This is a genomic window from Devosia beringensis, from assembly GCF_014926585.1.
Lineage (GTDB): Bacteria > Pseudomonadota > Alphaproteobacteria > Rhizobiales > Devosiaceae > Devosia > Devosia beringensis.
This window is the reverse complement of sequence record NZ_CP045422.1, coordinates 1,123,414-1,147,133: the sequence shown is the minus strand read 5'-3', so window position 1 is coordinate 1,147,133 and position 23,720 is coordinate 1,123,414. Positions and strand designations below refer to the sequence as shown.

Below are 23,720 nucleotides of genomic sequence, written 5' to 3'. Positions count from 1 at the left end.
CGGGCCGCTGGCAGACGTCTCAGAAGAATGCGGTGATCGTCCGCGCTGCCATATAGAGCGCCACCACCACGATCAGCCCGGCAAAGGCGATGTTGAGCGCGCCCTTCTTGCTCGATAGCCGCCCCGCGACCCGGGTGCCCAGTAGTCCGCCCAGCACGCCGCCGCCGACAAACACCGCCGCCAGCGGCCAGTCGACAAAGCCGGAAAAGGCATAGCTGATCGCCGTCGTCAGCCCGAAGGCGGTCACGGCAAGCAGTGACGAGCCGATGGCGTTGAGCATCGGCATGCCGGTCGAGGCGACGAGGCCCGGCACGATGAGAAAGCCCCCGCCAATGCCGAAAAAGCCCGACAGCAGCCCGGTCAGGCCGCCATAGCCGACGACCTTGGGCGCCTTTTCGCGGGTGCAGGTCACGCCCGGCGTGCCCGGATTGCCGCGGCCGCGGAACATCAGCGCCCCCACCACCAGCATCAGCAGGGCGAACAGAAACAACAGCTTCTCGCCATCCATGGCCTTGCCCAGCAGCGAGCCGAAAAAGGCGCCGGCCACGCCGGCCACCGTATAGATGATGGCGCAGCGCCACAGCACATTGCCGCGCCGGGCATGGGCCACCAGATTGGCCGCCGCATTGGCCGCCACGGCAATGGCGCTGGTGCCGATCGCCATATGGGCCACCGGCACCCCCACCACATAGACCATCAGTGGTACGGCAAGGATCGAGCCGCCGCCGCCGAACAGGCCTAGCGTGAAGCCGACCAGGCTGCCCGAAAGCGTGCCCAGCAGATATTGGATGGGGTCGAGAAACATGGGCCTACTTTCGGCCGCAGGGCGCGGCGAGCAGCGTGCCGGCCCTTATCGGGCCGGCCGCATTGGTCAGAGCGTGGCGTAAAGGCTGCCCGCCCGCATGCCGGAGCGGCAATAGCCCAGCATCGGCTTGGGCATGGACTGCCAGGCGTCGTGGAAGCGGATGATCTGGCCTTCGCCGAGCATGCCCGACACCGGAATGTGCACGATTTCCAGGCCCGCCGCCTTGGCCGCCTTGGCCACTTCGGCAAAGGCCGGCTGGTTGGCATCTTCCTGGTCGGGGCGGGCGCAGACGATGGATTTGAAACCGGCTGCCGCCACGTCACCGATCTGCTCGGGCGTGATCTGCCCGGTGGTGGAAAAGTCAGGCGCAATCTTCTTGAGGTTCATTTTTCGGTCTTTCGGTTTGGAAGAGGTGAAGGGCCACATGGCTACAATCCGTTCACGGGCACTTTGAGATAGGTCTTGCCGTCCTTGTCCTTGGGCGGCAGCTGGCCGGCGCGCATATTGACCTGCAGCGACGGGATAATCAGCTTGGGCATGGCCAGCGTCGCGTCGCGGGCTTCCCGCATCTTGACGAAACTGTCCTCGTCGGTGCCCTTGCCGACATGGATATTGTGCTCGATCTCGTCGGCCACCGTGGTTTCCCACGCGATGTCGCGGCCGTTCGGGCCGTAATCGTGGCACATGAACAGCCTTGTCTGGCCGGGCAGGGCCAGCACGCGCTGGATTGACCGGTAGAGCGTGCGCGCATCGCCGCCGGGGAAATCGGCACGGGCCGAGCCGCCATCGGGCATGAACAGCGTATCGCCGACAAAGGCCGCGTCACCGGCCACATGCGTCATGCAGGCCGGGGTATGGCCCGGCGTGTGCATTACATGCACGGTCAGGCCGCCGATCTGGTAGCTGTCGCCGTCGGTGAACAGCCGGTCGAACTGACTGCCGTCGCGCTGGAACTCGGTGCCTTCATTGAAGACCTTGCCGAAGGTTTCCTGCACGATGCGGATATTCTCGCCAATGCCCAGCTTGCCGCCGAGCTTGCTCTGGATATAGGGCGCCGCCGACAGGTGATCGGCATGCACATGCGTCTCGATCAGCCATTCCAGCTTGAGCTGGTGCTTTTCGATATGGGCGATGATCGCGTCGGCACCGTCATAGGTGATGCGGCCGGCCGCATAGTCGATGTCCATCACCGAGTCGATGACGGCGCAGGCATTCGATTCCGGATCCTTGACCACATAGCTGATCGTATTGGTCGGTTCATCAAAGAATGCGGTGACTTCGGGATGCACGTCGAGTTCAGGCGTGAAGGGAAGGGACGTCATGGACATTTCCTTTGCATGGGTTCGGTCTTGCACCGCTCAGCGGCCGTCCGGCCGGCGTGTCGACAGGCCGAAAGGCGCATAGAGCGGGCAGAAGCTGATGCTGGCAGTGGCGATCAGCACTACGCCCACCACCACGCTGCCCCACAGCCAGATCGGTTCGGCAAACAGGGCCAGCCCGCTGACAAAAGGCGCCAGGACCAGCAGCAGGCCCACGATGGCCCGAATGATGCGGTCGACGCTGCCGATATTGGCTTTCATGAACTGCTCCTTGCCGAGTGAGGGGTTTGAGTGCTAATCAACGTGAATATATGTTTATTAGAACATTCTAATATGGTCAAGATGGAAATCGCAAAACTTGAGGCCAATGCCGAGCAGGCATCGCGTCTGCTGACCGCCATGGCCAATGCCAAGCGCCTGAGAATTCTGTGCTGTCTGCTTGATGGCGAGATGAATGTCAGCGATCTGGAGACGCGGGTTGGGCTGGCGCAGTCCCCGCTCAGCCAGCACCTGTCCAAACTGCGCGCCTGGAATTTCGTCACCACACGGCGCGAGGGGCAGCAGGTATTCTACGCCATCGCTTCCGATGACGTGCGCATGATCCTCACGACGCTTTACGGCATCTATTGCAGTTGAGGTCAGGCCGTCGTGGTCGCGGCTGAGCCGCGACCACCAGGGGTGGCGCCGCTCAGCGCGTCTCGGCCAGCCTGGACCACAGCACGGTCGGCGCCCAAGCAAAGTCCTTGTCGAACGGATATTGCGGGACGCTCTTGTGCTGGCGCTCCAGTCGTTCGACAAACTGGTCCACCACGCCGGGCGACAGCGCCATCAGGCTGGGATTGGCGATCGGCCCCAGCTCGGGCGACAGATAGCCCGATTTGACCACGACAATCCTCGCCGTGCGCGGGTCGAGCCCGAGCCGGGTGAAGTCGGCAATATTGTGGAAGGGCCGGCGGCGGGCCGTGACCACCAGGTCGATGCCGCCGATCCGCAGCACCGCTTCGCGCAGGTGCGGCTCACTGGTCTCGACCAGAAACCTGACCTCGGCCTCGGTCTGCACGACCACGCTGGACGGGTCGAGGCTGCCCCCGATCGTCACGCTGATGCTCGCGCCGACGCCAGCTGCATAGGCCGCGTCCGTGGCGGCCTTGTCGGCAATGCCGGCAAACACCACGCCCTGCGCATCATTGGCCATCAGTTCGGCCAGCACCTCCGCCCGGTCGCCCACGCCGCCCCCGGTCGGATTGTCGCCCGACTCGGCCAGCACCACCGGCCCGGTGGTCGCTTCCAGCGCCCAGTCGACGCATTCCTCGATACTGCCCGTGGTCGTGCCGAACACGAACTGTTCGCGAATGTCCCAATAGTCCTGCGCCAGCGTGCGGGCTGCCGCGGTCATGGCCAGCCGGTCGGTGCCGGTCACCACCGCGCAGGCCGTGGCGCGCGGCTCGTCGGCCCAGACATAGCCCACCTGGAACGAGGCATCCCAGATCCCGGTCGGATCCTCGGCAGCCTGCAGCTGGGTGTAGAAGCTGCGCGCGGGCTCGTCCTGGGTCGACGTGCGCTCACCCGGCAGCAGCACCGGCACCGGCGCCCAGGCCACCACGGGACGCTGCCCCGAGCGCAGCGCCCGCACCAGCATGGTCACGGCGCGGCGCATCGTGTCCTGCACGTCGATATGCGGCGCCGTGCGATAGGTGGAAAAGATGTCGAGGCTGTCGATGATGGCCTGGCTGACATTGCCATGCAGGTCATAGCTGGCCGCGATCAGCACGTCGGGGCCCACCAGCGCCCGTACTGCGGCGATGAAGTCGCCCTCGGCATCGAACAGGCCGTCGACGAACATCGCCCCGTGCATGGCCAGATAGACGCCGTCCAGCGGCAGCGCGGCCTTGATGCCGTCGAGGATTTCCGCCTTCCAGCGGGCATAGAGCGCGCCTTCCACCGGCCCGCCGGCAATCGCGCGGGCATGCAGCACGGTGATGAACTCGGCCGGGAAATGCGTCAGGAAATCGAAATAGGCATCCTTGAGCATGGTGGGCCCGCGCAACACGCGAAAATCGGCTTCGCGGGCGAGGACGGGATTATAGGTGCTGCATTCGGTATGCAGGCCAGCAACAGCAATACGCATCTTCGAAACCACTCCGTAGGACAAATCGTCAGAGGGCCATGCGGGCTATGCCCGAATGGCGAGGGATTTAGGTCGCGCCGTGGCGAGTCGCTCGGTCAGCAGCAGGCTGACCAGCAGCACCGGCACGAGGCAGGCAATGGCCAGCCGCATATCGGCATGTTCGGCGACAAAGCCGATGACCGGCGGGCCGACGAGGAAGCCCAGCAGGGCGACAAAGCTCAAGATGGCGACATTGGCCGAGGCCGTGCGATCGGTCAGGCTCGCCGCCGCGGTGACGGCCAGCGGGAACCCCACCGAGACGCCCAACCCGATAATGCCGAAGCCGACCAGGGCGATCGGCGTGCTGGGCGCGACAAACAGGATCGCCGCGCCGCACAGCGCCAGGCTGCCGCAGATGCGCGCCGTGTTGACCGCGCCGAAGCGGCGCTTCAGGGTATCGCCGCCAAAACGGCCGGCGGCCACCATCATGGCAAACACCGCATAGCCCAGCCCCACCGTGCCGGCATTGGCGCCCAGCGCATCGCGCAGGAAGATGGCCGACCAGTCGGCCATGGCGCCCTCGGTCATGGTGATGCCGAAGACAAAGAAGCAGATGCCCAGCAGCGCCCAGCTCGGAAACGCCCAGACGGAGCGCTGGTTCTCGCCTGTGGGTATTGCGGCCTGCATGACCGGCAGCGCATTTGCCACCAGCAGCGCCAGCGGCAGCACTACAACGGCCACCAGCGCGATGGCGTGGCCTGCCGCCAGGCCGAGTGCGGCAAGGCCCGAACCGAGCAGGCTTCCCAGCATGATGCCCACTGACCAGAAGCCGTGTGACGTCGTCATGATCACCGCGCCGGTGGATTTTTCCACCAGGTCCGCCTGGACGTTGAGGCCGAGCTCGACAAAGGACAGCGACGAGCCGGCCAGCATCAGCGCCACGAACAGCAAAGCCGGGGTGAGCGCCAGCGCCGGCAGGCAGGTGGCGATGGAATAGAGCATCATGCCGATGAGAATCGCCCGGCGCGGCCCGATCCTGCCCACCAGCGGTCCGGCAAAGGGCAGCGTCAGCAGCGTGCCACAGGGCAGGCCGAGCAGGGCGATCGCCAAGCCCTGCGGCCCCAGGCCCAGCGCCTGCTGGACATCCGGAATCCGCGGCAGCCAAGAGCCGAAGGCAATCGGCTGCAGCAGGAAGATCAGCATGGTCAGGCGCTGGGGAGAGAGCATGTTCTAGGCCTGGCGGGAGGTCGCCGCGCCCATCGGATAGGGGAGGTAGCCCGCAAACCCGGTCAGCTTCCACACCCCATCGACCTTGCGGCAGAAGTAGAGCGTCTGCCAGTTGAGCACGTCCTTGCCGCCATCGCTGAGCGCGATTTCGCCGTCGAACTTTTTATGCGCGATGGCGATGTCGCCATTGATCTCGATTTCGGTGAGGCTCGTGGCGCGGTGGATGCCTTCCAGCACGTCCTCGGCATAGTCCAGCTTCTGGCTGGCCTGGGCCTGCCCGATCCAGTCGTCGCGATAGGCCTCAAGGGTGGGATAGCTGATGCGCCAGTCATCGGGATTGCCCGACTTGCCGCCATTGATGCCCAGAAAACCTGTCTTGACGAAGTCGCCATCAACCTGGGACCAGTCGGCGGCGACAAAGGCGGCGATGTCACGCTCCACCAGCATGGTCCATATGGCACTGCGGTCGGCATCGTCGGCAAAGGGATTGGCACGGGTCATCGTCGGTCTCTTGGCTGGTGGCGAATGGGGCGATCGGGCGTCAGTCATCATGCGTTCATACCGGTGACCGAATGGCGGCAAGGCTGCCCGTCTTTGTGTTTCAAATTTTCATAGCGCTCATCCAACCCTGAACAGAGCGTTGAAGCCAGATGAATACCAATTTGGACAATCTGCGGATTTTTACGTGGCTTGTCCACACCGTCATCAGCGAAAAACACCCCATAAACGCCCAGAATTTCGCCAAAATGCTGCCCGTTTAAGCAAACCGCCATGGTGGCTTATATTGGTATTGTCATTGTGACGGATTCATGTTGACATTGCTTTCGGAACGATCCTAATCTTGAAAATAGTTTACAAAAAGCTCGACCGATCCGACAGAGATTGGCGGGATACGACAGGGACAACAGGCACACCATGCGGGTAGGCATCATCGGCCTCGGCTATCGTTTGGGCTATCTGGCGCGGGTCTTTTCCGCTGCCCGGGATGACTTCTCCATTGCCGGCTATGTGGATCCGGCGCCTGCCGGCCTGCCCTATGCCACCGAGCACGGCGTTTCGCTCGGCACCCAGTTTGATAGTCTCGAAGCCATGCTCGACAGCGAGCCGCTGGATCTGTTGATGGTCGGCTCGCCCAATCACCTGCATCTTGAGCATATTCGCATCGGCCTCGAGCGCGGCCTCAAGATTTTCACCGAAAAGCCGGTGGTGACCTCGGTTGAAGACACCATGGAGATTGCCCGGCTGATCGCCCAGTACGGCTCGGACAATCTGATGGTCGGTCTCGTGCTGCGCTATGCCCCGCTCTATGTCGATCTGCGCCGGGCGCAGGCCGATGGGCAGCTGGGCGCCATCACCTCCATCGAGGCCTCCGAACATATCCCGCCCTATCACGGCGCCTTCTTCATGCGCGACTGGCGCCGCTACGAGCGCTATTCGGGCAGCTTCATGCTCGAAAAATGCTGCCACGACCTCGACCTCTACAATGGCGTCATGGGCTGCCGGCCAAAATATGTCTCGAGCTTCGGCGGCCGCCGCACCTTCATTCCGGCCAATGCGCCCGCCAATGTCGGCGTCAATGACATGGAAGTCTATCACCGCAAGCCGAGCGGCTGGCAGGGCAGCGACAAGGTGTTCGACAGCGATGGCGACATCATCGATTTCCAGACGGCCATGGTGCAGTACGAAAACGGTGCGGCGCTGACCTTCCACACCAATCTCAACGTCCCCGACGATTTCCGCCGCTTTGCCGTGATGGGCGCACAGGGCATGGCCGAAGGCGACTTCATCCGCAATTTCCTGCGCGTCACGGACAGCCGCACCGCCGAGCGCCTTGTCGACACCACCTACAAGCTGAGCGAACTCAGCCAGCATTACGGCGCAGACGAGCAGATGGCCGAGGACATCCTCAAGCATGTGCTCGATGGCGATCCGCTGCCGGTGTCCATTACCGACGCGCTCGAGGCCGGCCTGCTGGCCTTGACCATGGACCGGGCCATGCGCACAAAATCGGTCATCGACATGACCCCCATCTGGCAAGAGTTCGATACCGCCCTCGGGCGCGCGGGCTAGGAGAGCAGGATGACCGGCAACCGTAGCGCTTCCCTCTTCGCCCTGGCCCTGCTGGCGCCGGCCCTCATCTACATCCTGATCATCGTCGCCTATCCGCTGTTTGATACGGTGGTGCTGTCCTTCACCAATGCGTCGCTGCGGCCGACCTCCGATTTCGTTGGCTGGGCCAATTACGAGCGCATTTTCGGCGCCGGCAATTTCACCGAAGTCATCATCCGCACCTTCATCTGGACCTTCTTCTCGGTCGCTACCAAGATGATCATCGGCACGCTGGGCGCCACCCTGCTCAACGCGGCTATCCCCGGCCAGGCCATGTTCCGCATCCTGATCATGCCACCCTGGATTGTCCCCATGGCCATCGGGATCTTCATGTGGGGCTGGATGTATAATGGCCAGTTCGGCATGATTTCGGGCCTGCTGCAAAACTTCGGCGTCATCGAAAAACCCTGGCCCATCCTGGCCTATGGCGACAGCGCCTTCTGGGCCACCATCGTCACCGACGTCTGGATCGGCGTGCCCATGGTCACCATCTACCTGCTGGCCGCCATGCAATCGATCCCCAAGGATCTCTATGAGGCTGCCTGGACCGATGGTGCCGGCCGCGGCTACCGCTTCCGCCGCATTACCCTGCCGCTGCTGGTGCCGGCTTTGCTGACCATGAGCCTGCTCAGCCTGATCGCCACCTTCAATTCTTTCGACATCATCTGGATCCTGACCCAGGGTGGCCCGTCCGGCTCCACCACCACCATGATCATCGACACCTACAAGACGGCCATGGGCAGCCGTAAATATGGCGAGGGTGCTGCCCGCGCCGTGGTGATCTGCATCTTCGTCTCGCTGTTCTGCATCGTCTACTTCCGTGCCGTTCGGAAACTGTCGCAGGGAGAAGCCAAATGACTGACGTCGCCCGCACCACCGAAGTTGCCGCTGCCGACAGCAAGGCGCTGGTCAAGCCGGCCAAACTCCTGCGCGTTCGCTCGACCAAGCCGATGATCGATCGCTACAAGCTGCACGAAGTGGTGCTGATGTACGCGGCCATGGCAGTCTTCTTGTTTTTCATCCTGGCGCCCTTCATCGAAGGCTTCCTGGTCTCGCTCAAGCCGCTGGCGCTGCTGTTCTCCACCCCTTACAGCTTCTGGCCCAAGAACGGCTCGTTCGACGCCTATTTCAGCATGTGGCAGTCGGTACCGGCTTTGGGCATGCACATCTTCAACTCGTTCTTCATCTCCTCGGTCGTGACCCTGATCGTGGTCATCATCGTTGTGCCGGCAGCCTATGCCTTTGCCCGCTTCCAGTTTCCCGGCTCCAGCCTGATGCTGGGCGGATTCCTGGCGGTCAACATGTTCTCGGGCGCAGTATTGCTCATCCCGCTGTTCCGCCTGATGCGCCAGCTGGGCCTGCTCAACACCTATTGGGCCATGATTGTGCCAGGCGCCGCCTTTCTTATCCCGTCCTCGATCTGGCTGCTGCGCACCTATATGATGCGCATCCCCAAGGAGCTCGACGAGGCCGCCTGGGTCGATGGCGCCTCCCGCCTCTATACCCTGCGCCGGGTCATCCTGCCGCTGGCCATGCCGGGCATCGTCGTGGTCGCCATCATGACCTTCATCGGTGCCTATGCGCAGCAGTTCATCTTCGCGCTGACCTTCAATTCCAAGACCGAATTCATGCCTTTGCCGGTGGGGCTGTTCGCCTTCTTCGGCAAGCAGGAAGTGATCTGGAACGAGTTGATGGCAGCCAGTTTCGTCGGAATCCTGCCGGTCATGATCGTCATCGTGTTCCTGCAGCGCTACCTCGTCGCCGGCCTCACCGCTGGTGCCGTGAAGCAGTAACGCGGGCCCGAGGGGGCCTGAATCAAGGGAATCGAGATCGGGATCGCATGAACCCGATTGAGGGAAGTCGCCTTCCGGGGCGCGCACAAAGGGAGACTACAACGTGAAAAAAATCATCGGACTTACCGCGGTATCACTGCTGGCCATGGCCGCAGCGGTCCCGGCGACTTTCGCCCAAGACGTCAAGGAAATCACCTTCATCAACTGCGGTGACGAACTGACCGCTGGCTATGCTGAATACTTCGCCGAATGGGAAGCCGCCAATCCAGGCTTCAAGGTTGCCCCCGAGATCGTCGGCTGGGGCCAGTGCCAGGACAAGGTGACCACGCTGGCTGCAGCCGGCACGCCGGTTTCCCTGGCCTATGTCGGCTCGCGTACCCTCAAGCAGTTCGCGCTCAACGACCTGATCATTCCCGTGCCGATGACGGATGACGAAAAGGCCGCCTATTACAACTACGTGCCCGATACCGTGACCTTCGACGGCACCCAGTGGGGCGTCCCGGTCGCCTTCTCGACCAAGGCCCTGTTCTGGAACAAGGACCTGTTCGAAGCCGCCGGCCTCGATCCGGAAGTGCCACCCAAGACCTGGGAAGAAAAGATCGCTTTCGCCAAGCAGATCACTGAAAATACCGACGCAGCCGGCTATGGCCTCGTCGCCAAGACCTTCGACAACACCCTGCACCAGTTCCTGCACTGGGTTTACACCAACAATGGTTCGGTGATCGACGCCGAGGGCAACATCACCCTCGACTCGCCACAGGTCCTGGCTGCCCTCACCGCGCTCAAGGACATCGTGCCCTATTCCGAAGAAGGCCCGACCGCCTATGAGCAGAACGAAGTCCGTGCCATCTGGCTGGACGGCGGTGTTGCCATGATCGAAGCCTCCCCCGGTGCCGCGCTTCGTGCTGAAGAAGCCGGCATGAACTGGGGCGTTGCCGACCTGCCGCTCGGTCCTGATGCCCAGGGTCCCGGCACCCTGCTGATCACCGATGCGCTGGCTGTCTTCAAGGGCACCGGTGTTGAAGAACAGGCCACCAGCCTTGCCAAGTTCATCACCGATGGCGAACGCCAGTGGGCTGCCGAAATGGCCCAGGGCCTGACCCCGCTGCGTCCACTGCAGCCCCAGACCGATGCGCTGATCGCCGAGAAGGCCTACTGGAAGCCCTTCCTGGATGGCATCGAGTTCGGTGGCCCAGAGCCCCTGTTCACCGACTATGTCGGTCTGCAGAACGTGATGATCGAAATGGTCCAGTCCGTCGTGACCGGCGCTGCCGAACCGGCTGCTGCCCTGACGACCGCCGCTGGCGAACTCGAGCAGTACAAGTAAGCTCTCCTGATCTGGCCGTCGCCCCCTTTTTGGGGCGGCGGCACTCACGCCCCCCATGCCTGCCCGCGGGTATCAAGTCCCGCCGACCGGAGACGACCAATGTCGCAGCTGAGCCTCAAGCACCTCGAAAAGTCCTTCAACGAAGCCCGCATCATCAAGGGCATCGACCTGGACGTGTCCGAGGGCGAGTTCGTGGTATTCGTCGGTCCCTCCGGCTGTGGCAAATCCACCCTGTTGCGCATGATCGCCGGGCTGGAAGATGTCACCCAGGGCGAAATCGAGATCAGCGGCAAGATCGTCAATGACCTGCCCCCCGTCCAGCGCGGCATCGCCATGGTGTTCCAGAGTTACGCGCTCTATCCGCACATGACGGTCTATGAAAACATCGCCTTCCCGCTGCGCGTCGAACGGCTGCCGCAAGCCGAGGTCGATGCCCGCGTCGGCGCCGCCGCCAAGGTCTTGCAGCTGGAATCGCGGTTGCAGCACCGTCCCGGCCAGCTCTCGGGTGGTCAGCGCCAGCGCGTGGCCATCGGCCGCGCCATCGTGCGCCAGCCCAAGATATTCCTCTTCGACGAGCCGCTGTCCAACCTCGACGCCGCCCTGCGCTCGGAAATGCGCATCGAGCTCATGGAGCTGCACAAGCGCCTGGGCTCGACCATGATCTATGTCACCCATGATCAGGTCGAAGCTATGACCATGGCCGACAAGATCGTCGTGCTCGATGCCGGCCAAATCTCCCAGGTCGGCTCGCCGCTCGAGCTCTATCACAAGCCGGACAATCTCTTCGTGGCCGGCTTTATCGGCAGCCCGCGAATGAACTTCATCAACGGCACCGTTACCAAGGCCGATGGCACCACCATTACCGTCGATCTGGGCAGCCTGGGCAGCATTGCCCTGCCGCGCCAGTCGACTTCCGTTGTCGGGCAGGACATTACCCTGGGCGTGCGCCCCGAGCATCTCCAGCTCGGCACGGGCGATTTCAGTCTCAGGATCACGCCCAATATTGTCGAGCATCTGGGCATTCATACCGTGGCCTATTCGACCCTGCCGGGCGGGGAAAACTTCATCGCCCTGTTCGAAGGTGCCCCACCGATCGCCGAAGGCGAGGTCAGCGAGGTCGGCTTTACCCTGGATCAGGTGCACCTGTTTGATACGGCGGGCCTCGCCGTCTACTGACCTGTCTGGGCGTGCACGGGAAGCGGAGAACATGCTGGATATCGTTGGGCTGCTGCAGGCCGAAAAGAACGCCTTCACCCGCTCCGAGCGCGCGCTGACCGAGATCGTGCTGGCCGATGTCGACGCTGCCCTAAAGCTCTCCATCGTCGATCTGGCGGCCCAGGCCGACGTCTCGCCGCCCACCGTCACCCGCTTCTGCCGGCGCCTGGGCTGCGATTCCTATGCCGATTTCAAGGTGCGGCTGGCGCAGTCGCGCTTTGTCGGCCAGCGCTATTTTGCCCCCGCCGCCGGCCCGTCCAGCGTGCATGAAATTGCCCAGGGCGTGGTCAACGGCATCCAGTCCATCATCTACGAAACCTTTGATCATCTTGATTTCGCTGCTGTCGAGCGGGCAGCCGAAAGCCTGGTCAAATCCAGCTTTGTGCTGGCCTTCGGCTCGGGTGGCGCCTCATCAATGATGGCCGGCGAAGTCGAGGCGCGGCTGTTTCGCCTCGGTCTCAAGGTGGCCTCCACCGACGACCATCAATTACAGATGATGCGCGCCGCCGCCGCGCCGGCCGGCACCGTCATTGTCGCCTTCTCGCTCTCGGGCAACAATGCCCAGCTGGCCAAGACCCTCACCGTGGCCGGTGAATATGGCCTGACCCGCATCGTCATTACCCGCTCCGCCTCCATCGTCTCGGCCCAGTCCGACATTCTGCTGCCGGTCAACTGGCACGAGAATGCCGACATCCTCCGTCCCACGCCGGGCCGCTATGCCTTTCTGGCGACGGTCGATGTGCTGGCGCAGACCGTGGCCACCCGTTTGGGTCCGTCCGCAGTCGCCAGCATGCGCCGCATCAAGCACCAGCTCGTCGTCAATCGCGACGGCGACGACGCCCAGCCGCTGGGGGATTAGCGGCGGCGAACTCTCCCAGACCTCATGGTGAGCCTGTCGAGCCACGCGGTCGCAGCCACCGAACCCGCCACGACCTCCTCCTTCCACACGCTCAGGAGGAGGTCTACTGAAGGACTATTCTATGACGATCGCCCTCTCGCTTGCCACCACCTGGACCCCCCCCACCGACGGCGAGGAACTCGCCTATGGCCTTGAGCTGACCAATGATGGCGATACCGCGATCACGAATTTCACCCTAGGCTTTTCGGGCCCCGCCCGCATCGATCCCACCGCGACGCTGGAAAACGGCAAGCTGCTCAAGCGCCTGTCCAACCATACCCTGATCGCGCCGCCCGATGGCTTCGTGCTCGAACCCGGCGCCACCTGGCGCTCGGTGGCCCGTGGCCTCTCCTATGGCCTGCGCCATTGGAGCGACGGCGCCAACGCGGCCTATGTCGCGCTGGCCGACGGCACCATCATCACCCTGCCAACCGCGCCCACCCAGGGCAAGGGCCACAATGCGCCCCTGCTCAAGGGCACGGCAAAATTCCGCATTCCGGCCAAGGCGCCGGTTTCGGTCTCGATCATTCCCTGGCCCAAATCGGTGGCCACGACGGGTGCTCGTGTCGCGCCTCCCGGCCTCGATCTCAAGCCACAGGGCGATGACGCCGGCAAGGCTGCGGCCGCCTTTGCCGGTCTCGTCGCCGATCTCTTCCCGGTAGAGGGCCTGGTGCGCCCCGGCTCGGAAGCCGGCATGCCGGTGGCCATTGTGCACAAGGCCGGCCTGGCTGCCGAGGCCTATGAGCTCAGCTTTGCCGACAATGCCGCTACCGTCGCCGCTACCACGCGCCAGGGCATGGTCTACGGCCTGATCACGCTGGGACAGATCCTGCGCGGCGCGCGTCAGTACCCACAGACCTTCGTCTTCCCCACCGGCGGCACCATCACCGACGAACCCGGCTTTGCCTATCGCGGCTGCCACCTGGATGTGGCGCGGCAGTTCTATTCCGGCGCCGAAGTCAGCCAGCTGCTCAAGCTGATGGCCTGGAACAAGCTCAACAAGTTCCACTGGCACCTCAGCGAAGACGAGGCCTGGCGCATCGAGATCGACGCCTTCCCCGAACTGACCCAGATTGGTGCCTGGCGCGGCCATGGCATGGCGCTGCCACCGCTGCTCGGCTCCGGCCCGCATCCGACGGGCGGCTACTATTCCAAACCTGTCGTGCGTCAGATCGTGGCCCTGGCCGATAGCCTGGCCATCGCGGTCATCCCCGAAATCGATATTCCCGGCCATTCCTACGCCACGCTGCAGGCCTTGCCACAGCTGCGTGACCCGGCCGAACAGGGCGAATACCAATCGGTACAGGGCTTCCCCAATAACAGCCTCAACCCGGCCTATGAGCCGGTCTACAAGTTCATCGAGACCGTCGTCGACGAGGTGCTCGAGCTCTTCCCCGCCGGCATCTTCCATCTGGGCGCCGATGAAGTGCCGCTGGCCGCCTGGTCCGGCTCGCCGCTGGCCCTCGACATGATCGAAAAGCTCGGTGGCCCCGAGATGCGCGCCAAACATGAGCGCCAGTTCAACCAGCTCGGCAACCACCACGGCGCCGACGAAATCGAGGGCTCGCCAACGGCCCTGATCCAGGCCGCCTTCATCCGCCGCGTGCATGACTATATCGCGTCCAAGGGCGCCATTACCGGCGGCTGGGAAGAGGCGGCCCATGGCAATGCGGTCGACAAGGACAAGAGCTTCGTTATCGGCTGGCGCAATGTCGAGATCAACGCTGCCCTGGCCGAAAAGGGCTTCGACATCGTCGTCTCGCCCGGCCAGCGCTACTATCTCGACATGGCCAATGGCGTGAACTGGGCCGAGCCCGGTGCCGGCTGGGCCGGCTGGTCGGGCCCACAGGAAACCTATGAGTTCGAAGCCCGCGCCGGCTTCTCCGAACAGGGCCTGACCCATCTGCTGGGCATCCAGGCCTGCATCTGGAGCGAGTCCATGACCGACCGCGCCATCTTCGATCGCCTGGTCTTTCCCCGCCTTTCGGCGATTGCCGAAGCCGGCTGGACCACGCCCGAGCGCAAGAGCTGGGATCGCTTCAAGGCGCTCGTTGGCCTCATGCCGATCATGTACGGAAATTGGGCTGCAGAGTAAGGCGCTTGCACGGAGCTCAGCCTCCCACGCCCGCGGGGGAGGGGGACCGCCATTAGGCGGTGGAGGGGGGAGCCACACCCGCGATGGGGCGAATGAGCACTGCCCAACCGCACTATAGATAGGTGCGTGTGGCGCCCCTCTCCACCACGCTTCGCGTGGTCCCCCTCTCCCGTAAACGGGAGAGGAGGCCTACCCCCAAGGATTTTCCACCATCGGCCAGATATCGCGCCGCGCCTTGCGATAGGGCGTGGTTTTCGGCGTGTTGGGATAGGGCTTTCCCGCCGCGCAATAGATGATCTCCGCAGCGATCTTGGAGAAGCTGTCATAGAAGTGGTTGGTTGACTTGATCAGCAGGATTTTCCGCGTTTTCGGGTCGATTCCCAGCGCCGAAAACAGCGATGGATCAAAGCTTTGTGCCCTCGTAGAGTTGAGGATAACGTCGATGCCGGCAAAGCTTATCCACGCCGCGTCGCCGAAGGGGGCATAGCTCTCGCCAAAGCGCATCTGCGCGTCGCAGACGATTCGATTGACCGTCACCGTTTGGTCAATTGGGTTACCCGTATGTGGCGCCGATTTGGCACCGAAGCGCAGCGGGATGACGGCGCCCTCGCCGGCGGCCATGCAGATCTGCACCGCGATCGGATCCCAGATCGTCCCTACGGCCACGTCAGTGATCCCCCGGGCGATCAGCTCGGCGAGAATGACCGTGGCATCGCCGGCCGTACCGCCACCCGGATTGTCCCAGACATCGGCAATCACCACCGGGCCGACCGGCGCTGCAACGGCCGCATCGACCGCGGCCTTCTCGTCAACCTGGGCAACCATGAAGGTGCCGCGCATGGCAAACAGTTCCCGCCCCAGCCGCTCGGCCAGTGCCGCGCCCGCCGCAGCATCGCCATCGGTCACGGCGATGACCTTGGTCCCCATTTCCGGCACGTCGCCGGCCATGAAGCCGTGGATGACCGAGAGCGACAGCACGCCAGGTTCGGACTTTTCCAGCGCATAGAGCCGGTCGACAAAGCCGCGCATCGGCTGCTTGGAGGTGGGGAAAATGTCGATCATCCGGCAGTCGAAGACGCTCATCACCGGGGTGATCTCGCCCTTGAGCGTCCGCACCGCGATGCCCCAGAGATCGCGGGCGCGGTCGACGAAATCTGTATGCGGGAATTCCTTGAAAACGACGAAGAAATTGGCGGCGGCAACGCGCTTCGCAGTCAGGTGGCTATGCGGGTCGAGCTCGGCGCAGACCAGCACATCCGGGCCGACGATCTGGCGCACCCGCGTCAGCAGGTCGCCTTCGGGATCGTCATAGCCCTGCGCCACCATCGCGCCATGCAGGCCCAGCACCACGCCATCCACCGGCAGCGCCGCCTGCAGCTGGCCCAGGATCTCGTCGCGCAGTTCCTCATAGGTGCCGCGCGCGATCAGGCCAGCGGGATCCGCCCAGCTGGCGCTGCCCTCGATCAGCGTCCAGCCTTCACGGGCGCAGACCTCGCGCCCCACGGTAATCGGCGCCGTGCACAGGGTGGGCGTGGCCGGATGCTCGCCGGGTCCGGAATAGAGCGAGGCCTCGAAGGCCCGTCGATCGATGGCGATGGGCGAAAAGGTATTGGTTTCGGTGGCCAGGGCAGCGGTAAAGACGCGCACGTGGAAACTCGCATTGAGGGCAAGAGGGGCTTGGCCGCAAGAAGGGCTTGCTGCACGATAGCATAGGCAACACAGCGCTATCACGTAAGAAATTTACATGTTTGTCGGCACATTCTCGGTGAAATGCCGATTTTGGCCAGCTATGCTGCCGGATAACGAAACTGGCTTTCAGAAACCTGCTCAGGAGACCCTCATGTCGATCATCCGTTATGGCGCCGAAAAGTCCGGGGCCGGTGGCCAGAACCTGCCCTTCGCCCGCGCCGTCCAGGCCGATGGCTGGCTCTATGTGTCCGGCCAAGTGGCCATGAAGGATGGCGAGATCGTCCGCGGCGGCATTGTCGAGGAAACCCATCTGACCATCCAGAACGTCATCGCCATCCTGACCGAGGCTGGCTATGGGCTCGAAGATGTGGTGCGTTGCGGCGTCTGGCTCGATGATCCACGCGACTTCTGGAGTTTCAATGGCGTCTACAAGAGCTATTTCGGCGAGCACCCGCCGGCGCGCGCCTGCGTGCAGAGCCATATGATGGTCGACTGCAAGGTCGAGATCGACTGCGTCGCCTACAAGAAGCCCTGAGGAAAGGCCGGCAATGACCAATTCCGTTTTCCGCCTCGACGGCAAGACTGTGCTGATCAGCGGCGCCGGCGGTGGCATCGGCCAGGCGCTGGTCCGCAACTTCGTGGCGGCGGGGGCCAAGGTGGTCGGCGCCGATCGCGAGGCAGGCATGCTGGCGGGCCTCGATCTCGTCGGCACGGTGCTGTTCGACCAGGCCGATGCCAAGGGCACGCGGGCCGCCGTGGAGCGCTATCTGGCCGACCATGGCGCCCCCGACGCGGTGGTGTCCAATGCCGGTTTTACCCGCGCCGAAACGCTCGACCAGCTCGATGACGATGTCTGGGCGAGCGAATTGGGCATCAACCTGAGTGGCGCCTATGCCATGACCGATCCCATTGTCGCCGCCATGGCGGCGCGCGGCTCGGGCAGCCTGGTCTTCATCTCCTCGGTCAATGCCCTGGGCCACTATGGCAACCCGGCCTATTCCGCCGCCAAGGCGGGGCTCGTCGCCTATGCCAAGGCCATCGCCGTCGAGCGGGGCGGGCAGGGGGTCCGGGCCAATGTGATCTGCCCTGGCTCGGTGCGCACGCCGGCATGGGACCATCGCCTGGCCGCCGATCCGACTTTGCTGGACAATGTCTTGCCGCACTATCCGCTCGGCCGCATGGTGCTGCCGGTCGAGGTGGCCAATGCGGCCGTCTTCTTCGCCTGCGAAGCAGCTTCTGGCATTACCGGCACCGTGCTGCCGGTTGATGCCGGGCTTACCGCCGGCAACCTGGTTTTCGTCGATGACGTCCTGAGGGGCAAATGACCCGTTTTTCCGAACTCGATACCCCGGCCGTGTTGATCGATATCGATCGCGTCGAGGCCAATCTCAAGCGCGTGCAGGACTATGCCGACAGCCATGAGCTTAAGCTGCGGCCCCATATCAAGACCCACAAGCTGCCGCGCTTTGCCCGCCGGGCCATGGAACTGGGTGCCGTCGGCATCACCGTGCAGAAGCTGGGCGAGGCCGAGGTGATGGCCGATGCCGGCATTACCGAGATTTTCCTGCCCTACAATATCCTGGGCGCCGCCAAGCTGGCGCGCCTGCGGGCGCTGAGCGAGCGCGTGCATATCACGGTGACCGCCGACAGCGCCGAAACCGTCGCCGGTCTGTCGGTAACCTTCGCCGATGCCGTCGGGCCGCTGACCGTCCTGGTTGAATGCGATACCGGCATGGGGCGCTGCGGCGTGCAGAGCCCAGGCGACGCCGTCACGCTCGCCCAGCTGATCGCGGCCGCACCCGGTCTCGAATTTGGTGGGCTGATGACCTATCCGGCCGCCGGCCATGTCGAGACCAATGCGGCCTGGCTGGGCAGTGCCAAGCAGGCCCTGATCGAGGCCGGCCTGCCGCCCGCCATCATCTCCAATGGCGGCACGCCCGACCTGTGGCGCGCCCATGAGGTGACGGCGGCGACCGAGCACCGCCCCGGCACCTATATCTATCTCGACCGCTTCCAGGTCGCCAAAGGCGTCGGCGGTTTCGAGGATTGCGCCCTGACCGTCTTGGCCACTGTGGTCAGCCGCCCCACCGAGAACCGCGCCATCATCGATGCCGGCTCCAAGGCGCTGACCAGCGACACGCTGGGCATGGCCGGCTTCGGCCTGATCGAGGCCTATCCCGGCGCCGAGATCGTCGGGCTGAGCGAGGAGCATGGCACCATCGACCTGACGAACTGTGCCACCAAGCCGGCCATCGGCGAACAGCTGCGCATCATCCCCAACCATGCCTGCGTGGTATCCAACCTGTTCGACACGGTGACGCTGATTTCGGGTGACGACGTCGTCGAGACCGTCCGCGTCGACGCGCGGGGCAGGGTGGGGTGAGGCGACCCGCTTACGGGAGCCCGCGCTGCACGCTGATGCGGGCTTGGCAGCGCCGCCGCATTGAGGCCTGCTGATGCCGCACATCACCCCCGCCTTCTTTGACCGACCCGCCGACATCGTCGCGCCTGATCTGATCGGCGTGACGCTACTGGTCGATGGCGTGGGCGGGGTGCTGGTCGAGGTGGAGGCCTATGACCAGGCCGATCCGGCCTCGCACAGCTTCAAAGGGCCGACGCCGCGCAATGCCGCCATGTTCGGGCCACCCGGCCATGCCTATGTCTACAAGATCTACGGCGTCCACTGGTGCCTCAACTTTGTCTGCCAGCCCGGCAGCGCCGTTCTGATCCGGGCGCTGGAGCCGTTGCATGGCCTGGAGCTGATGCAGCAACGCCGCGGTGGCCTCACGCCCCGCCAGCTCTGCTCAGGACCGGGCAAGCTTTGCCAGGCGCTGTCCATCACCCGCGCGCATGATGGACTGCCACTCGATGCCGAGCCGTTTGGCCTCATCCCAAGCCCCGAGGCTCCTGCGGTGGCTACCGGCCCGCGTATCGGCATTACCAAGGGTGTCGATACACCCTGGCGCTTTGTCCGGCAGGGCTCGCCCTTCCTCAGCAAGCCTCTGCGCTAAGCGTCCCGGCGATCGACACCCGTGCGTGCCGGTCCCGTATGGATGGCGCCGTGGGGGCGGCTGCCCGCACGCCAAGAGCCTGCAGCGCCGCAAGAAAGACGTGATGACCGCCGGCCAGTCGTGACGGAACCAAAATCGGGTTCTGGCGCTTTTGGTCCCCGAGGCCGGAACGCGTCAACCGGACATGGCGGCAGAGGGAACAGACGGGTTTTTCCGGTTTCCCAGTCTGGCCAACGAAACGGCAGCCGAGCCCTTATCCCGCCCGTTCCGGCCTCGACCACATCAAGGAATGCGATCATGTCCCAGGGTGACACTACCGCTGAAGCCATCAATCCGCCGCAGCAGCAGGACCAGCAGCCCGGTCTTGAGACGCAGATGCACCCCAAGCCCGAATTCACGCCCAAATTCCCCGGCAATGGCCGGCTAGAGGGCAAGGTCGCCATCATTACCGGCGGCGATAGCGGTATCGGCCGGGCCTGCGCCGTGCTGTTCGCCCGCGAGGGCGCCGAGGTGGCGCTGATCTATCTCAACGAGACCGAGGACGCCAAGATCACCGCCGAGGCCGTCCGGGCCGAGGGCAAGGATCCGCTGCTGATCCGCGGCGATATCGGCGAACAGACCTTCTGTGACAATGTCGTCGGCAAGGTCATCGAGGAATTCGGCCGGCTCGATGTGCTGGTCAACAATGCCGTCGAACAGCACCCGCAGGACGAGATCACCGATATCTCGCCGCACCAGCTGCAGCGCACCTTCCAGACCAATATCTATGGCTATTTCTACATGACGCAGGCGGCCGTGCCGTTCCTCCGCGCGGGCGCGACCATCGTCAACACCACCTCGGTCACTGCCTATCGTGGCTCGGCCACTCTGCTGGACTATTCGGCCACCAAGGGCGCCATCGTCGCCTTCACGCGCGCCCTTTCGGCCAACCTTGTCGACAAGGGCATCCGCGTCAACGCGGTGGCACCCGGGCCGATCTGGACGCCGCTGATTCCGGCGACCTTCGACGCCGAAAAGGTCGCCAGCTTTGGCGCCGACAAGCCGATGAAACGGCCCGGCCAGCCCAATGAAGTGGCCACCTGCCATCTGTTTCTGGCCTGCGACGAGAGTTCCTATCTGACCGGCCAGGTGCTGCATCCCAATGGCGGCGAGATCGTCGGTGGATAGCAGGTCACGTTGACCTGTGCTGCCTTGCGGCTGACCCCGTCCCGTGATTCAAGGGCGGGGTGAGCGCACTTGAATCGGGTATCGATCTGTTCGGCGCGGGACAAGCGGCCATGCCGCGTGACCCGCTTGCGGTCCTGCGCGACGTTTTCGGTCACAAGAGCTTCCGCGGCCTGCAGGCCGACGTCGTCAATCACGTCGTCCATGGCGGCGATGCGGTGGTGCTGTTCCCCACCGGCGCTGGCAAGTCGATGTGCTACCAGATCCCCGCCATCTGCCGCCCCGGCGTCGGCATCGTCATCTCGCCGCTGATCGCGTTGATGCGCGACCAGGTCGAGGCGCTGCGCCAGGCGGGCGTTGCGGCGGCGGCGCTGAACTCGTCGCTCACGCCAGAAGAATCAGCGGAAGTGCGCAGCCAGTTGCGGCGTGGCGAGCTCGACCTGCTCTATGTGGCGCCCGAACGGGTGGCGACGCCGGGCTTTGCCAATATGCTGTCGGGCATCGACATTGCCCTCTTTGCCATCGACGAGGCCCATTGCGTCAGCCAGTGGGGCCACGATTTCCGCCCGGAATATCGTGAACTGACCCGGCTGACCGAGCTGTTCCCCGGCGTGCCGCGGATTGCCCTGACTGCCACGGCCGATCCGACGACGCGCGAGGACATCATCGAGCGGCTCGGGCTCGAAACGGCCGAGGTCTTCACCACCAGCTTCGACCGCCCCAATATTTCCTATTCCATCGTCGAGCGCGACAAGGCTCGCGACCAGCTGCTGGCTTTTCTCGCCGCGCACAAGGGCAGCTCGGGCATTGTCTATTGCCTCAGCCGCGCCAAGGTCGAGGACACGGCCGAATGGCTGTCGGGCAAGGGCATTCCGGCTCTGCCCTATCATGCCGGCCTCAGCGCCGAGCGCCGCAATGCCAATCAGGATGCCTTCCTCAAGGAAGAAAACATCTGCATCGTCGCCACCGTGGCCTTCGGCATGGGCATCGACAAGCCTGACGTGCGCTATGTCGCGCATATGGACCTGCCGTCCTCGATCGAGGCCTATTACCAGGAAACCGGCCGCGCCGGCCGCGATGGACAGCCCGCCGACGCCTGGATGAGCTATGGCATGGCCGATGTAGTGCAGCGCCGCCGCATGATCGACGAGGGCAATGCCCCCGACGAGATCAAGCGGCTCGAACACGGCAAGCTCAATGCCCTGCTCGGCGTCTGCGAAACCGCCGACTGCCGCCGCCAGGCGATCCTGAGCCATTTCGGCGAGGCCCATCCCGGCCAGTGCGGCAATTGCGATACCTGTCGCTCCCCGGTCGAAACTTGGGACGGCACCGAGGCGGCCATCAAGGCACTGGCCGCCATCTACCGCACCGGCATGCGCTTCGGCGGGGCCCATGTCATCGACGTGCTGATGGGCAAGGCTACCGACAAGGTCACTCGCTTCGGCCATGACAAGCAGGCCGTGTTCGGCCAGGGCGCCGATCTCGACTCGCGCAGCTGGCAATCGGTGCTGCGCCAGCTGACCGCCTCGGGCTTGATCGTTGTCGATCACGCCGCCCATGGCGCGCTGACGCTGGGCGAGGGCGCCCGCGCCGTGTTCCGCCACGAGCGCAAGGTCACCCTGCGCAAGGACCGGCCCAAGAAATCGGTCGATGTGCGGCGTTCGCTCGAGCGGGCAGCGACCATACCGCCCCATGCGCTGCCGCTGTTCGAGGCGCTGCGCGAGGAACGCACGCGCCTCGCCAAGGCCCAGGGCGTGCCGCCCTATGTGATCTTCCACGACGCCACCCTGCGCGCCATGGCGCTGGCCGTGCCGCGGCATCCCCACGACATGCTCAACCTGCCCGGCGTCGGCCAGGCCAAGCTCGATCGCTATGGCGATGACTTTTTGGCCGTGGTGGCACGGGTGGCGGCGTGAGCGCGCCTGCGGTCGCCCCGCGTCCGCGCTTTGCCATTGTCGATATCGCCCGCGGCGTCGCCATCATTGCCATGGTGGCCTATCACCTGTGCTGGGACCTGAGCTATTTCCGCTTCATCGCTCCCGATGTCGGCCGTGATCCGAACTGGGTCCTGATCGCCCGCTCCATTCTGGCGGTGTTTCTGTTTCTGGTCGGTGTCGGCCTGGTGCTGGGGCATGGCAAGACCATCCGCTGGCGTGCCTTCCGGCGCCGCACCGGCTTTGTCGTGCTGGGCGCGCTGGCCATCACCCTGGGCACCTTCCTCGTCTTCCCCGACAGCTTTGTCTATTTCGGCGTGCTGCACGCCATCGCGCTGTTCAGCATTCTGGCGCTGCCCTTCCTCTTCGTGCCGCTCTGGCTGACGGGGCTGGTCGCGGCGGCGATGATCGCCCTGCCTTTTTTCTTGTCCAATGCCCTGTTCAACGAGAAGCTCTACTCCTGGATCGGCTTCTGGCAGGTGCCCCCGCCCACCAATGACCTGGTGCCCATCTTCCCCTGGCTGGCCGCCGTGCTGATCGGCATTGTCGCCACGCGCCTGATCCTGGCCTCGTCCGTGGCAACGCGCCTCGCAGCCATCTGCCCGACCGGTCGCCTGCCGCGCCTGCTGGCCGGACTCGGGCGCTGGAGCCTTTTGATCTATCTGCTGCACCAGCCCATCCTGCTCGGCCTGATCTATCCGGCCGCCGCCGTGCTGCAGCCGCAGATCGCCATGCGGCAGACCGATTTCCTCGCCTCCTGCCAATCCACCTGCGAGGCCGGTGGCACCACGGCGCCGCTCTGCACCACCTATTGCCAATGTGGCCTTGAAGGCGTGCAGCAAAACGATCTCTGGGATGCCATCTATTCCGGCATGGTTTCGGCGCAGCAGCAGACCATTCTGGATGCCAGCAACCGGCAGTGCTCGGCGCTGATCTATCCCGCGCTCAACGACACGCCCTGAGGCCCCTTTCGGGCCATTGGAACGTTGTTGTTGCGTTTTTTGCTCAAATTCAGCCTTGAATGGCA

At 64.2% G+C, this 23,720-nt stretch carries 24 protein-coding genes; 15 read left to right on the top strand and 9 right to left on the bottom strand.

Annotated elements, in window-relative coordinates:
* Positions 1-19: 19 nt before the first annotated feature.
* From GDR53_RS05600 to GDR53_RS05585, 4 genes are all read right to left on the bottom strand, one after another.
* Positions 20-805, bottom strand: coding sequence for a sulfite exporter TauE/SafE family protein (locus GDR53_RS05600; protein ID WP_193337093.1), 786 nt, complete (start codon positions 803-805; stop codon positions 20-22).
* Between the two features lie 66 nt (positions 806-871).
* Entirely contained in the window at positions 872-1,192 is a 321-nt protein-coding gene (locus tag GDR53_RS05595; protein WP_193337092.1) for a TIGR01244 family sulfur transferase, read from the bottom strand.
* Between the two features lie 41 nt (positions 1,193-1,233).
* The gene (locus GDR53_RS05590; protein WP_193337091.1) at positions 1,234-2,127 is read right to left on the bottom strand and encodes an MBL fold metallo-hydrolase; all 894 of its coding nucleotides are present in this window, start codon (positions 2,125-2,127) and stop codon (positions 1,234-1,236) included.
* Positions 2,128-2,163: 36 nt separating this feature from the next.
* The gene (locus GDR53_RS05585; protein WP_193337090.1) at positions 2,164-2,385 is read right to left on the bottom strand and encodes a YgaP family membrane protein; all 222 of its coding nucleotides are present in this window, start codon (positions 2,383-2,385) and stop codon (positions 2,164-2,166) included.
* Positions 2,386-2,457: 72 nt separating this feature from the next.
* On the opposite strand from GDR53_RS05585, the gene GDR53_RS05580 reads away from it, so the two are divergent.
* Complete coding sequence (locus tag GDR53_RS05580; protein WP_193337089.1) at positions 2,458-2,760, top strand: ArsR/SmtB family transcription factor; 303 nt, start codon at positions 2,458-2,460, stop codon at positions 2,758-2,760.
* Positions 2,761-2,812: 52 nt separating this feature from the next.
* Here the strand turns inward: GDR53_RS05580 and GDR53_RS05575 are convergent, their stop codons facing one another.
* Genes GDR53_RS05575 through GDR53_RS05560 form a run of 4 tightly spaced genes read right to left on the bottom strand, consistent with a single transcriptional unit; the run spans position 2,813 to position 6,231 of the window.
* The gene (locus GDR53_RS05575; RefSeq protein WP_193337088.1) at positions 2,813-4,252 is read right to left on the bottom strand and encodes a M81 family metallopeptidase; all 1,440 of its coding nucleotides are present in this window, start codon (positions 4,250-4,252) and stop codon (positions 2,813-2,815) included.
* A 45-nt stretch (positions 4,253-4,297) separates the two neighbouring features.
* Positions 4,298-5,458: an MFS transporter gene (locus GDR53_RS05570; protein ID WP_232846739.1), complete on the bottom strand. Its 1,161-nt coding sequence runs from the start codon at positions 5,456-5,458 to the stop codon at positions 4,298-4,300.
* A gap of 3 nt (positions 5,459-5,461) precedes the next feature.
* On the bottom strand, positions 5,462-5,959 hold the full coding sequence (locus tag GDR53_RS05565; protein ID WP_193337087.1) for a hypothetical protein: 498 nt from the start codon (positions 5,957-5,959) through the stop codon (positions 5,462-5,464).
* A 47-nt stretch (positions 5,960-6,006) separates the two neighbouring features.
* On the bottom strand, positions 6,007-6,231 hold the full coding sequence (locus tag GDR53_RS05560) for a hypothetical protein (RefSeq protein WP_193337086.1): 225 nt from the start codon (positions 6,229-6,231) through the stop codon (positions 6,007-6,009).
* A gap of 142 nt (positions 6,232-6,373) precedes the next feature.
* On the opposite strand from GDR53_RS05560, the gene GDR53_RS05555 reads away from it, so the two are divergent.
* The 7 genes from GDR53_RS05555 to GDR53_RS05525 all read left to right on the top strand — a co-directional run bounded on the left by GDR53_RS05555 (position 6,374) and on the right by GDR53_RS05525 (position 14,895).
* Positions 6,374-7,528, top strand: a complete 1,155-nt coding sequence (locus tag GDR53_RS05555; protein ID WP_193337085.1) for a Gfo/Idh/MocA family protein — start codon at positions 6,374-6,376, stop codon at positions 7,526-7,528.
* Positions 7,529-7,537: 9 nt separating this feature from the next.
* Complete coding sequence (locus GDR53_RS05550; protein WP_193337084.1) at positions 7,538-8,425, top strand: carbohydrate ABC transporter permease; 888 nt, start codon at positions 7,538-7,540, stop codon at positions 8,423-8,425.
* Positions 8,426-8,517: 92 nt separating this feature from the next.
* Positions 8,518-9,360: a carbohydrate ABC transporter permease gene (locus GDR53_RS05545; RefSeq protein ID WP_193337985.1), complete on the top strand. Its 843-nt coding sequence runs from the start codon at positions 8,518-8,520 to the stop codon at positions 9,358-9,360.
* Between the two features lie 145 nt (positions 9,361-9,505).
* Positions 9,506-10,687, top strand: a complete 1,182-nt coding sequence (locus GDR53_RS05540) for an ABC transporter substrate-binding protein (RefSeq protein ID WP_193337984.1) — start codon at positions 9,506-9,508, stop codon at positions 10,685-10,687.
* 99 nt (positions 10,688-10,786) lie between these two features.
* Positions 10,787-11,863: an ABC transporter ATP-binding protein gene (locus GDR53_RS05535; protein WP_193337083.1), complete on the top strand. Its 1,077-nt coding sequence runs from the start codon at positions 10,787-10,789 to the stop codon at positions 11,861-11,863.
* A 31-nt stretch (positions 11,864-11,894) separates the two neighbouring features.
* On the top strand, positions 11,895-12,761 hold the full coding sequence (locus GDR53_RS05530) for a MurR/RpiR family transcriptional regulator (RefSeq protein WP_193337082.1): 867 nt from the start codon (positions 11,895-11,897) through the stop codon (positions 12,759-12,761).
* Between the two features lie 121 nt (positions 12,762-12,882).
* A complete protein-coding gene (locus GDR53_RS05525) occupies positions 12,883-14,895 on the top strand; it encodes a beta-N-acetylhexosaminidase (RefSeq protein ID WP_193337081.1) in 2,013 nt (670 codons plus the stop codon).
* Between the two features lie 189 nt (positions 14,896-15,084).
* On the opposite strand, the gene GDR53_RS05520 is transcribed toward GDR53_RS05525, so the two are convergent.
* The gene (locus GDR53_RS05520; protein ID WP_193337080.1) at positions 15,085-16,542 is read right to left on the bottom strand and encodes a M81 family metallopeptidase; all 1,458 of its coding nucleotides are present in this window, start codon (positions 16,540-16,542) and stop codon (positions 15,085-15,087) included.
* A 193-nt stretch (positions 16,543-16,735) separates the two neighbouring features.
* Between GDR53_RS05520 and GDR53_RS05515 the strand changes: the two genes are divergently transcribed.
* The 7 genes from GDR53_RS05515 (at position 16,736) to GDR53_RS05485 (ending at position 23,655) form a co-directional block, all read left to right on the top strand.
* A complete protein-coding gene (locus GDR53_RS05515; RefSeq protein WP_193337079.1) occupies positions 16,736-17,119 on the top strand; it encodes a RidA family protein in 384 nt (127 codons plus the stop codon).
* Positions 17,120-17,132: 13 nt separating this feature from the next.
* Positions 17,133-17,909 carry an SDR family oxidoreductase gene (locus GDR53_RS05510; RefSeq protein WP_193337078.1) on the top strand — a complete coding sequence of 259 codons (777 nt, stop codon included), beginning with the start codon at positions 17,133-17,135 and terminating at the stop codon, positions 17,907-17,909.
* Entirely contained in the window at positions 17,906-18,967 is a 1,062-nt protein-coding gene (locus GDR53_RS05505; RefSeq protein ID WP_193337077.1) for a D-TA family PLP-dependent enzyme, read from the top strand. Before GDR53_RS05510 ends, GDR53_RS05505 begins: the two co-directional genes overlap by 4 nt.
* 73 nt (positions 18,968-19,040) lie before the next feature.
* Entirely contained in the window at positions 19,041-19,595 is a 555-nt protein-coding gene (locus GDR53_RS05500; protein ID WP_193337076.1) for a DNA-3-methyladenine glycosylase, read from the top strand.
* Between the two features lie 297 nt (positions 19,596-19,892).
* A complete protein-coding gene (locus GDR53_RS05495; protein ID WP_193337075.1) occupies positions 19,893-20,762 on the top strand; it encodes an SDR family oxidoreductase in 870 nt (289 codons plus the stop codon).
* Between the two features lie 110 nt (positions 20,763-20,872).
* Entirely contained in the window at positions 20,873-22,675 is a 1,803-nt protein-coding gene (gene recQ / locus GDR53_RS05490; RefSeq protein WP_193337983.1) for a DNA helicase RecQ, read from the top strand.
* A complete protein-coding gene (locus tag GDR53_RS05485; RefSeq protein WP_193337074.1) occupies positions 22,672-23,655 on the top strand; it encodes a DUF1624 domain-containing protein in 984 nt (327 codons plus the stop codon). The genes recQ and GDR53_RS05485 overlap by 4 nt, the downstream gene beginning before the upstream one ends.
* Positions 23,656-23,720: the final 65 nt, after the last annotated feature.